At 43.2% G+C, this 11,571-nt stretch carries 11 protein-coding genes and 1 other annotated feature; of the genes, 4 read left to right on the forward strand and 7 right to left on the reverse strand.

The genetic code is table 11. From position 1 onward, the window contains the following. Window positions 1–39: 39 nt before the first annotated feature. Window positions 40–2,781: a GTPase domain-containing protein gene (locus AC1DVB_RS06940; protein ID WP_222620070.1), complete on the reverse strand. Its 2,742-nt coding sequence runs from the start codon at window positions 2,779–2,781 to the stop codon at window positions 40–42. 494 nt (window positions 2,782–3,275) lie between these two features. Next, window positions 3,276–3,449 (reverse strand): hypothetical protein, encoded by a 174-nt coding sequence (locus AC1DVB_RS06945; RefSeq protein WP_164468807.1) that lies wholly within the window; start codon window positions 3,447–3,449, stop codon window positions 3,276–3,278. Between the two features lie 207 nt (window positions 3,450–3,656). Then, window positions 3,657–3,903, forward strand: a binding site (T-box leader). A 98-nt stretch (window positions 3,904–4,001) separates the two neighbouring features. Here AC1DVB_RS06945 and brnQ point away from each other — a divergent pair. The 4 genes from brnQ (at window position 4,002) to rluF (ending at window position 8,259) form a co-directional block, all read left to right on the forward strand. Beyond that, a complete protein-coding gene (gene brnQ, locus AC1DVB_RS06950; RefSeq protein ID WP_057278553.1) occupies window positions 4,002–5,333 on the forward strand; it encodes a branched-chain amino acid transport system II carrier protein in 1,332 nt (443 codons plus the stop codon). A 122-nt stretch (window positions 5,334–5,455) separates the two neighbouring features. After that, window positions 5,456–6,388 (forward strand): aldo/keto reductase, encoded by a 933-nt coding sequence (locus tag AC1DVB_RS06955; protein ID WP_063595316.1) that lies wholly within the window; start codon window positions 5,456–5,458, stop codon window positions 6,386–6,388. Between the two features lie 229 nt (window positions 6,389–6,617). Further along, entirely contained in the window at window positions 6,618–7,436 is an 819-nt protein-coding gene (locus tag AC1DVB_RS06960) for a DMT family transporter (protein ID WP_477588705.1), read from the forward strand. Window positions 7,437–7,551: 115 nt separating this feature from the next. Further along, window positions 7,552–8,259, forward strand: a complete 708-nt coding sequence (gene rluF / locus AC1DVB_RS06965; protein WP_477588707.1) for a 23S rRNA pseudouridine(2604) synthase RluF — start codon at window positions 7,552–7,554, stop codon at window positions 8,257–8,259. Window positions 8,260–8,354: 95 nt separating this feature from the next. Here the strand turns inward: rluF and AC1DVB_RS06970 are convergent, their stop codons facing one another. From AC1DVB_RS06970 to AC1DVB_RS06990, 5 genes are all read right to left on the reverse strand, one after another. Then, window positions 8,355–8,657, reverse strand: a complete 303-nt coding sequence (locus AC1DVB_RS06970) for a hypothetical protein (RefSeq protein ID WP_057278550.1) — start codon at window positions 8,655–8,657, stop codon at window positions 8,355–8,357. 59 nt (window positions 8,658–8,716) lie between these two features. Next, on the reverse strand, window positions 8,717–9,466 hold the full coding sequence (locus tag AC1DVB_RS06975) for an ABC transporter permease (protein ID WP_057278549.1): 750 nt from the start codon (window positions 9,464–9,466) through the stop codon (window positions 8,717–8,719). Further along, window positions 9,467–10,228 (reverse strand): ABC transporter ATP-binding protein, encoded by a 762-nt coding sequence (locus AC1DVB_RS06980; protein WP_095678687.1) that lies wholly within the window; start codon window positions 10,226–10,228, stop codon window positions 9,467–9,469. A gap of 198 nt (window positions 10,229–10,426) precedes the next feature. Further along, window positions 10,427–10,780, reverse strand: coding sequence for a DUF1048 domain-containing protein (locus AC1DVB_RS06985; protein WP_057278547.1), 354 nt, complete (start codon window positions 10,778–10,780; stop codon window positions 10,427–10,429). Between the two features lie 66 nt (window positions 10,781–10,846). Next, window positions 10,847–11,167 (reverse strand): PadR family transcriptional regulator, encoded by a 321-nt coding sequence (locus tag AC1DVB_RS06990; RefSeq protein WP_033796096.1) that lies wholly within the window; start codon window positions 11,165–11,167, stop codon window positions 10,847–10,849. Between the last annotated feature and the right edge of the window lie 404 nt (window positions 11,168–11,571).

An 11,571-nucleotide genomic window follows, 5' to 3' on the forward strand; every position in this document is an offset into this window, starting at 1 on the left:
CAATAGATTTTTGAATATTTGAAATGTTTCCTGTTATTTTTATTTTCTTTGGAGCTGGGCTAGACGCTTTTTCTCGATTTTTTCAAGCCTCTCCAACTGCCTTAATTTCACTTCGAACAACGTGATCGGATCACGGTAAACCTCAGGATTTTCTTTCATATGCTCCAATGCAGCCTGGTAGTCTTTTATTTCAGTCTGCGTCTGCTCTATCGTTTTTTGAAGTAAGGCAAATGAACTGCGATAGAAAAGTGAGATGTCCCGATCCAATGATTTTTCAAACAATCCAAATTGGGTTAGGAAACGTTCCGTGATCATTTCGGCAACATCCAGGTAATCTTCACTTTCCAGGTATTTCTTGTAACGATTGTACATATTGGCCTTATTTTGCGGTATCGCCCCAAATAGCTTACCTGCTCCTTTAAGCAGCAATTGTGATGGAGTCCTGCGCAAAAGGATATTAACGTTTTCGATGCGGATACTGCTTGTCATCCGATCGGCATCACGGCGCCAGTCATCCAATACCCTGAAGTCACCTGCCAGTGTAATCCGTTCTTCTTTGTATAATTCATTGAATCCGGCACTCATCTCATCCATGAACTGCTGGCTTTGTGAGAACTCCATTTGGGAACTGGCAATCCAGTCTTGAAGAGAACGGTAATATTGAGGCATGATCTTGTCAGAAATGAAGTTTTGAATCCGCTCATTCATTTCCTGGTTTAACTGTACATGGACCTGACTGAAATCACTGCTTTCCGTTAACGATTTAGAGCAATCCCTCAGTAATTCAGGAATTTTTGAATAAAGCTGACTTTTCACTTCGTCCTTAAGCGAACGATACGACCTTATGATATTTTCACTTTTTTCTTTTTCCAGATCAGCCAGTTGATTGACCGCTCCATTCAGTTTGACTTCCATCTGCTCATTCCAAGAGATGGAATGCTCGCATTTCCGCTCATTGGCTGTCCGTTTTTCTAATAGATAAGATAAAGTTTTACGAATGAATGCCAGGATTTTTTCAGATCTTCTTTCCTTCCAATTATCATCTTGATAATTCGATTGAAGGAAGGCTGAAAGGTCCTTCAATTGCTGCCTGCTGTCATAATGTTTGGAGAAAGCGAACACTTTCGCATTCGGGAAATATGCATTCACTTTATCCCATGTTTCGTCTTCCATCCGGACTGCGACCTGATCACTGTATATCGTATCCATTTTATTTAATAGGAAATGGATCGGCAGTTTAGGTGCCATCATTTGAATTTCCAATAACAGATCCCTTTCGCTGCCGGTGAAAGGAGCCCTGGCGTCAAGAACGAACATCAGGCCATCACTGCCATGTAAATAGCCTTGGAAATCGGATTCCACGCTTTGTTCCCCATTGAACCCCGGTGTATCCAATAATCGCAAATGATTATTTCTTAGGTAGTCACTGATGATTGTCACATCGACTATAGTCCCGCGCTGACGGCGTGTTTCATCCAAATCAGTTAGCTCCTCGACAACTTTGCTATCTGTATCGGTAATTTCAAGGATTTCCAAATCATCCCCGTCTTTGACACTGACTAGGGAAGAATGGTCCTCAGCAGCAATGCTCTCTCCAACGATTGACTGAATAAAGGATGTCTTTCCATTTCCTGTACTTCCTGCAAGAAGGAGATTGAAATTGCTGGTATCTTTAAGCCCCTCCACCATCCATTTAAGCTTATTTCCAACCCTTAAATCATTATCTTCAGCCCACTGGATAATGGAATTGAACAGTTTCTCTCCCGCTTCCAGTCCGCCTCCCAATTTAGGCGATTTCGAAAGCAGGCTCTCCGCATCCTGAATGACCAGCGCATTAATCGTATCCGGGAAGATTTCATTCCAGGACAACGTGGATGCCGCCGCAAACAGCGAAAGCTCCCCGTCTGCGATTTTGAGCCAGTTTTCCAGCAACCTTGGCACGACAGGACTTAATTCTTTGATTAGATGCGTTCCTTCTAACAAACCTGCATATGCATCCCTGTAATAGACGGAAAGCTCATCCCATACATCCGCATGGTTCAATTCGATGGTATCTATCAAATTATTAATCACTCTTAACCATTCGAAATAAGCATCCGTATATTTATAATTTTTCCAAAGGGCAACCGTCATTTTCTCGAAACGTTCCTGGTCGAGTGTGTATAGCGAACCAAGGACAGTTGAGAAATAATCCGGCTCCATCGATTGGGCAACACCCTGCTGGATATACGTTTTCAGCACATCGAACCAGCCCATTGACTCTGTACGGATACTTTCATTCGCCGCTAATACCACCGCACTGTTCCAATCCTTTTGTTCTTCAAAAAAGGCGCGTGCAATTTCAGTGACATTCGGGTAGTCTGGTTGAAACTCGACTGCTTCTTTCACGACTTTGGAAGCCAAATCATTTCTCGATTCCACTATGTACAGGGAAAACAGCTGCAAAAGAACTTCTGTTTTCAAGACAGCTTCATCCGTATCGACGGATTTATAGATATCCTCTGCGGTTGAATACATTTCCAATTCAAAATACGCATCAGCGATGTTTTTCTTCGCCCAGGAACCAAGTTCCCCTTCTATGTTTTCCCATTTAAAAATGGCTGCTTCATAGTCATGGTGCTGAAAATACACCTCTCCTTGAGCAAATCTAATTGCGGTTAAATCGGATCTTTCCTTTTTTTGTTCCACGAGGAACATTTCACCCAAAGCTTGAATGGGATGCTTCCTTGTATCCTCAAGCATCGTTTCATAATATTTTTTTCCGATCAGACGTTCGTCCATCTTTATTCCCCCGATATATTTCATATTTTCAATTAAAGGATAATCACTGATTCTATAAGACTCATAGCAGACCTAATATTCAATTTATAGGTTCCTTTAGTTAAAAAATCATTTACAAAACCTTAAAATGTTATTTTAACAAAACAATATGGTAACAACATGTCACCACTCTTACAATTTTAAAACAGAACCAACTGGAACTGTAATGTTTTTAATAAACCGATACAGAGATGTCATTTCCATTTTCGAGAAAATATGTTTTTCTAGTTTTACCACATATCAGCTAGAAGTGAGCGAACCATTCTCCATCCCTCTAAATGACCAGAAGCCCAGCCCTTCAACTTACCTATAAACGGTAAAAACAAAATCACTCTGGCTCGTCCATTACTTGATCCCCATTTTTGCATTCATATAAAAAAGCAGTACCCTCATTCATAAAAGGTAACTGCTCACTGATAAGCTCCGAACAGTACTTGTCCTTTGACGAATTAGGATTATACCCCTGTACGCTTACGTTGGTTATTCGGCTTTTTGGTCAACTGGCTTTTTAGCTGTTTCGTTTTCTTCACAACGCCTGTTTCCAGTTTATCTTTACTTGATCCTGCTTGCTTTTGAGCCAGTTTTTGTTTGACTGCATCCGCCAGGCTTAATTTTTTATTTTCAGACATGTTGTTGTCTCCTTTAGTGTTCTGCCTTCTATTATAATATAGTTGCGATTAGAAAGATAATAGGGAGTAATATCCTATTCTTCTTCAAAAAACACTCTTGATAAAGTTGGTTTCGCCAAATGGGGACTAATTTCCTGCTCCTTTGAAAGGATTAATGATAAATTATGTTGACTTCATAATCAGAATTTGCTAAATTATCTTTATATTATAAAATCTATGAAGAGAAAGAGTAAGATGAGAACCCTGTTCCACAGAGAGTCGACATGTGGTGGAAGTCGATGTCCAAGGCCTATCCGAAAATCATCTCTGAGATGCAAAGCTGAAAATGCAGTAGGCTTTGACGGGTTTCCGCCGTTACAATGGATCACGTATGAATTCGTACGTTGACTGAGTGCCGCAGCTTCTTTGAAGTGCGGAATATGGGTGGTAACGCGAGCACAAACTCGTCCCTGATTTTTCAGGGGCGAGTTTTTTATTTGCACAAAACACTTTAATTAGCCTTTTTCAGGCCAGTCGGCGGGAGTTATCATTTTAAAAAAAGGAGAAATCACCATGAAAAAAACAGACACATTATTTATCGGCCTTATGCTTTTCTCAATGTTTTTCGGAGCCGGGAATCTCATATTCCCTCCATTTTTAGGAGCATCTTCTGGAACGTCTTTCTGGCCAGCCATCGCCGGTTTTGTCGCCACCGGAGTCGGCCTGCCAATTTTGGTGCTTCTTGCAGTCTCACTTGTTAAAGGCGGCGCACAAACCATCGGTGCCCGAGTACATCCCCTATTCAGCACGTTGTTCATGGTCGTAATCTATTTAAGCATCGGGCCGTTTCTGGCCATTCCGCGGAATGCGAATGTTGCCTATGAAATGGGCTTCAAGCCGTATCTTGGCGACTCTGTGGATCAACCACTATTTCTATTCATGTTCACAACCATATTTTTCATCATCGTTTATGCCATTTCATTGAATCCGGAAAAAATGGAAACCTTCATGGGACGCTGGATCACGCCCGTTCTACTTTTGTCCATGGTCATTCTCTGTGTCGTTGGGTTCGTAAAGCTTGATGCTCCTTTCCAAGCTCCAACCGAAGCATATGCTGCAGGAGCCTTTTCGAAAGGGTTCATCGAAGGCTACAATACGATGGATGCTTTAGCTGCCTTGGCCTTTGGGATCGTCATCCTTACTTCAATCCAGCAAAGGGGGATTTCCGAACGAAAACAATTGACGAGATATACAGTAAAAGCGGGTCTCATCGCTGGCGTTTTGCTTTCTTTAGTTTATATCTCCTTAGGTGTAATGGGAGCACGCATGGCGGCCGGTGGGTCATTCGAAAACGGAACGGATATCCTCACTGTCGCTTCCACCCTTTTACTAGGAACCGGCGGGAAGGCCCTTCTTGGCATCATTTTCACTTTGGCATGCTTCACCACCGTTGTCGGGTTGACGACTGCTTGCGGACAGTATTTCTCGAACCTTTTCCCCAAGCTGAACTATAAAACCGTCATTCTGATTGTAACAATCGTCGGTTTCATCCTTTCAAATATGGGTCTGAATCAAATTCTGAAAGTATCGGTACCATTCCTTGTGATGGCTTATCCGCTAACGATCGTCCTGATTGTCCTGACATTCTTCAGCCGTCATTTCAAAAATCCGAAGAAGGTTTATCGCAGTGCAATGACTTTCACAGGAGTCTTCGCCTTGATGGATGGGCTGAATGCTTTTGGCTTACAATTAGGACCCGTACAAACCTTGACTGATGTCCTTCCCCTTTCCGCTTACGGCATGGAATGGGTCATCCCTGCTCTCGTCGGTACAGCCCTTGGCATTCTGCTCAGTCAAATCGGACAAACAGCTTCCGCTGAGGAGTTGGAAGTCGAAACACTATAATAATGAAGTAAGCAGGTGATCTTTCCGGTCATCTGCTTATTTTGTACACACCTTCATTGCTTTATTTTGGAAATCGGCAACGGCTTTTTGTTATGATGGTGTCAAAGGAGATGATAAGTAATATGTCTAAGCAAACCCGTATTGGTAAAACAGATCTGTATGTAAACCCGATTGGCCTTGGCACGAATGCAATTGGCGGACATAACCTTTTCCCTAATCTAAGTGAGGATACAGGAAGGGATGTTTTGAGAACGGCATTGGAAGAAGGAATCAACTTTTGGGATACAGCTTACATTTACGGTCCTGAACGTTCAGAAGAACTTATCGGTGAAATCCTTAAAGAGAGCCGCAAACGCGAAGACATAGTCCTTGCCACTAAAGGGGCACACAAATTTGTCGATGGCAGCATCGTTTTTGATAACTCTCCCGCTTTTCTGAAAAATGCCGTGGACTCGAGTCTAAAAAGGCTCCAAACAGACTACATCGACTTATTCTATATCCATTTCCCTGATGGTGATACCCCTAAAGATGAAGCAGTAGGTGCCTTAAAGGAATTGAAGGATGCAGGCAAGATAAAGTCAATCGGCGTCTCTAACTTTTCGTTCGAACAATTGAAGGAAGCGAATAAAGACGGCTATGTCGATGTCCTGCAATCCGAGTACAATCTATTCAAACGGGAGGCAGAACAAGACCTGCTGCCATATACAGCCGAAAATGATATTTCCTTCATTCCTTATTTCCCCCTTGCTTCCGGTTTGCTCGGCGGCAAATATAATCAGGAATCAACATTCGATGACGGCCGGGCAAAAAGTCCGCTTTTCCAAGGACAAGCCTTTGTAAGCAACCTGCAAAAAGTGGAAGAAGTTCGGGCGATCGCCAACAGGAAGCATACCGATGTCGCCGATGTCGTACTAGCTTGGTATTTAACCAGGCACTCGATAGATGTACTGATTCCCGGAGCGAAAAAACCAGAACAGGTCACACGCAACCTACAAGCATTGGACGTTGATCTAACCATGGATGAAATCGCCGAAATCAGTGCCATTTTCGCTTAATATAGATGTGTGAAAAGGCTGTTCAGCTAAAGTTGAACGGCCTTTTTATTCTGTCCAAAACTGACTGATAAGGCCCCCTATATTGCTTAGGAACCCCTATTTTGCTATATTTAGTGAATATTCCATAATTTTAGGGAGAGGCAGTCTGATGAAAAAATCTATTGTTATTTTATTTCTTATCTTGGCAAATTTGTTCTGGGCCGGTAATTATATATTCTGAAAGTACGTTGTGACCGAACTTTCCCCGATCCAACTAACATTTGCGCGATGGCTAATCGCCGTTTTCTTATTGTTTCCTTTAGCGCAATGGATTGAAAAACCAGACTGGAAGAGTGTATGGAAAGCCTGGAAATTACTATTAGTCATGGGTATGCTCGGAATCATCAGTTATAATTTTTTCCTTTATTGGGCTCTGACCTATACAACTTCCATGAATGCAGCTCTTGTCAATTCCATGAACCCTGCATTAATTGTTCTTTTTTCCGCTTTACTGTTAAAGGAGAAAATTTCATCCCTACATGCACTTGGACTTATCATATCTTTATTCGGCGTTTTATTGGTCTTGACAAAAGGACACCTTCTGGATATATTCCAGTTCAATTATAATAAAGGCGACCTATTGATGATCCTGGCGATTCTCGTTTGGACCTTCTATTCTATAATCGGTAAAAAACTGAAAAACATTCCGATCATCTCAGCTACTGCCGTTTCCGTATTTCTCGGTTTGTTTCTCATTGCTCCATTTGCCATTGGCTCGGGAATGAACCTTGATTTAAGCAGTAAAGCCATCACCGGTCTTTTATATATCGGGATTTTCCCTTCTGTCGGCTCATTTATTTTCTGGAATATTTCCCTTCGCCATATCAATGCCGGCCAGGCTGGGATTTATCTAAATCTGATTGCTGTATTTACCGCCATTCTAAGCCTTATTTTGGGTCATGCGATTACGACCATCCAAACCCTCGGTGGCCTCCTTGTTTTCCTCGGCGTCTACCTGACAAGCAAAAAGAAAAAAGCAGATCCGTCAGCTGTCACGAAGAACATGTAAAGGGCATCCAGTGATACACATCAACGAACGCTTTCTTCTCTTTTCCCCTTGTCTATGCACCATGATTTACGTTATCCTTTAAAGAAGAAAATCTGAATGTAAAGGTGTGCTTTAGTTGAGGATCAATAAATTTATCAGTGAATCCGGAATTACCTCGCGACGAGGCGCAGACAAATGGATAGTCGAAGGCCGTGTGACGATTAATGGCACTGTAGCTGAGCTCGGCAGTCAAGCTGAATCCGGCGATGATGTCCGGGTGGACGGCAAGCCGATAAAAGTCGAACAGCAAAATGTCTATATTGCACTGAATAAACCGATAGGGATTACAAGTACGACCGAAAAACACATAAAAGGGAACATCGTTGATTTTGTAAATCATCCGCTTCGCATTTTTCATATCGGACGGCTGGACAAAGACTCAAGCGGTCTGATCCTTCTTACAAATGACGGAGATATCGTTAATGAAATCCTTCGTGCAGAAAACAAGCATGAAAAAGAATACATCGTAACCGTGGATAAGCCACTTACCGCTTCCTTCATCAAAGATATGTCATCCGGAGTGGAGATTTTGGATACGAAAACACTTCCTTGTAAAGTTGAGCAGTTGACCAAATACACATTTAACATCACTTTAATGCAAGGACTGAACAGGCAAATCCGCCGTATGTGCTCCGCACTAGGTTATGAAGTCCGTGATTTACATCGAATCCGGATCATGAACATCCATCTGGACGGACTGGCGATCGGACAATGGCGCGACCTGACCGAGGATGAATTGACGGAACTATTTAAGGAATTGGATTATTCCCCTAGGAAAAGATGATAATGAAGATGCCCCCAGAATTCCGGGGGCATCGCTTTTTTAATTTCAGGATTATTTTCAGCAATCATTTTGCTTTTATTCGTAGTTTTGCAGATTTACTCGTGAATTCCGCGGGGAGCTCCACGCATTTTATGATAATGAAAGGAATCTATTTTTAAAGACATTGATTCCCAAAGCGGTTTTGTTTCTGAATCTACTCTTTTCCTGTCAATTACATCTATGTGCTTTATTCTTTTCATTTTTCCACTGCGAACGACCACTACCCTTTTGCTGTAAATTCTTCTAAAGCAAGTATGGCAAATCCCATGATGGGATAAGTGGCCGCCACCAATCACACCAATTTTGAAGGTTTCCATGATTTCATCGATGGTTGCCCCGGCATTTAAACAGACTTCCAAGTGATGCAGCATTCATCGCATCGGCTGACTATGAAATGACCAATCCGATAATGGTGTACTTACCCGAACTGGCGTTTAAATACTTTACTGGCGAAGAAGTAAGCGATGACCATGATGCCGACACACCAGGCAAGCGAAATCCAGATATCGTTCCCAACAGACCCTTCATACAAAAGGGCACGAATCGCATTCACGATTGAAGTCACTGGCTGGTTCTCGGCGAACGCACGGACAATTTTAGGCATGGTTTCGGTGGGGACAAAGGCCGAACTGATAAACGGCAGGAAAATCAGCGGGTACGAGTAGGCTGTCGCCCCTTCCAAAGACCCCGCTGTCAATCCAGGAATGACCGCCAGCCATGTCAGCGCCAGCGTAAACAGCACGATTATCCCAGCTACCGCTAGCCAAGCCAGGATATCAGCGCTGGAACGGAAGCCCATCAAGAGTGCGACGAGGATAACCACGACGACAGTAAGCAAATTGGATATTAGCGAGGTCAACACGTGAGCCCACAATACCGACGAGCGCTTGATGGGCATGGTAATGAAACGCGCCATCAACCCGCTCTTTACATCCGAAAACAGCCTTACTGAAGTGTAAGCGACGCCGGATGCGATAGCCATCAGCAAGATTCCCGGCAATAAATAATTGACGTAGTTGTCCGTGCCTGCCTCTATGGCGCCGCCAAATACGTAGACAAACAGCAACATCATCATAATTGGCGTGATCGCCACCGTGATAATCGTATCCGGGCTGCGCATGATGTTGCGCATTAAACGCCCTAGTAATACCCCTGTTTTGCTATTCATTTACATCTCCTCCTTTTTGCCGATGATCGCGAGGAAAATTTCCTCCAATGTCGGCTGCTTCTCGATGTACTCTACTTTCGCTGGCGGGAACATCTCCTTGAGTTCGGTAAGGGTCCCGGTCGAGATGATTTTTCCGCCATGCAGGATGGCGATACGGTCCGCCAGTTGTTCGGCTTCCTCCAGGTATTGGGTTGTCAGCAGAATTGTCGTGCCGCCGCCAGCTAGCTCCTTGACCGTATCCCAGACTTCAATCCGGGCTTCGGGGTCAAGCCCTGTCGTCGGTTCGTCGAGAAAAATGACTGCTGGCGTCCCAATCAGGCTCATCGCGATGTCAAGCCGGCGCTTCATCCCGCCGGAATATTTATCCGCCCGGCGGTTGGCCGCATCGGTCAGGCTGAATCTCGCAAGCAGATTGTCGGCGACTTGAGCGGGATTGGAAACTCCCCGCAAATTGGCGATCATCAGCAGGTTTTCCCGCCCGGTGAGCATGCCGTCTAAAGCTGCAAACTGTCCTGTCAGGCTGATGCTCTGGCGAACATGATCCGGTTCACGCTGAACGTCAAAGCCGCAAATACCTACTTCGCCGCCATCGGACTTCATCAGCGTCGAGAGGATGTTGACCGTCGTCGTCTTGCCCGCTCCATTTGAGCCCAGCAGGGCAAAAATTTCGCCACGCCGCACCTCAAAATCCACCCCCTTTAAAACTTCATTGTCTTTAAAGGATTTTTTTAACCCTTTTACAGTAATCACTGCATGGCTCATACTTTTTTCCTCCTTTTAATAGCGCAGTAATGCCGCTTGTAAGATTCGAATTTATCCTTCCGAGCACCCAGCGGACTAGGTTGCCTATTCTCCTCTATTTAGTCTGACTGATAATCTGTATAACTTACTACCGGGTTAAAAATATAACTGAATAGCGAAGGTGGCATTTCACATTTGTAACCAGCTATTCAGTCGGAATTATTTATTGAATTTATTTTTTCCCAATCGCTTCATGATACTGTCATTCAAATCCTCACGATACTTGGCGAAATAGGTTCTAGCATTTGCCACTAGTTCGTCGGCAAAGGACGCCACATCGTCCCCAGTTATTTCCAGTACTTGCCTACCTTCCGCAGCACCGGATTCGAACAACTCGATTAATTCATACTGCATGTGCAGCATATCCATCCCGTTGCCCGCTGAGAAATTCCACATATAGTTTTGAATTTTCTTAAATACAAATTGGTAGTCCTCTGGCAGAGCTTCAACCCGTGCCATCATCATTTTATACTCTTTTTTATCACCAATCATTTTTTTGAATAATTCCATCATGTTATTTTTTCCTCCTTTTTTATAAACAAGACACTCCAAAAATAGCGTACGGAATATCTTATGAAGCTAGATTGACTTTAAGACATTGATTTTTGATGATACAAAATCCCATTTTTCCCAAAATAATTCAAGTTCCTGGCGTCCAGCCTCATTAAGTGAGTAAAACTTGCGGGGCGGTCCCATATCTGACGGTTTCTTCTCTATGTTCACCAGTTTTTTCTTTTCTAATCGCACGAGGATGGTGTAGACCGTCCCTTCCACGACTTCAGTAAACCCAAGCTCGTTCAGGCGGCGGGTAATCTCGTAGCCATAGGTTTCATGGCGGCTGATGATTTCCAGCACGCAGCCTTCCAGCGAACCCTTCAGCATTTCAGTTAAATTTTCCATGCTCAGCCTCCTCTATTTTGTGACTTATATTAAAACGTAGTTCCGAGGGAAATTTTTATACTGAATAGCTTTTGGGAAATCACGCTATTTAGTATTACTTATTACAACTAAACTGTAACACCGAGTAGCAGAAGTGTCAACTTTCTTTCTTAAAAATATTTCTCAACTTCACTACTCGGTGATATTGGTATCTTGCGTTACTTACTACAAGGTATGCTGTAACACGCAGTAGGGTGACTGTCAAATTGATTTTTTAAAAAAACTAGCTCTCTCGATACAGCAGACGTAAATTATGCTGTTTTACTCGTGAATTTCACTTTTATCCGTGAGTTTCACGCTTTTACTCATGAATTTCACTTTTACTCGTGAATTTTATGCTTTTACTCGTGAGTTTCGCACTTTTA

The organism is Peribacillus sp. P4_D6, assembly GCF_056401795.1.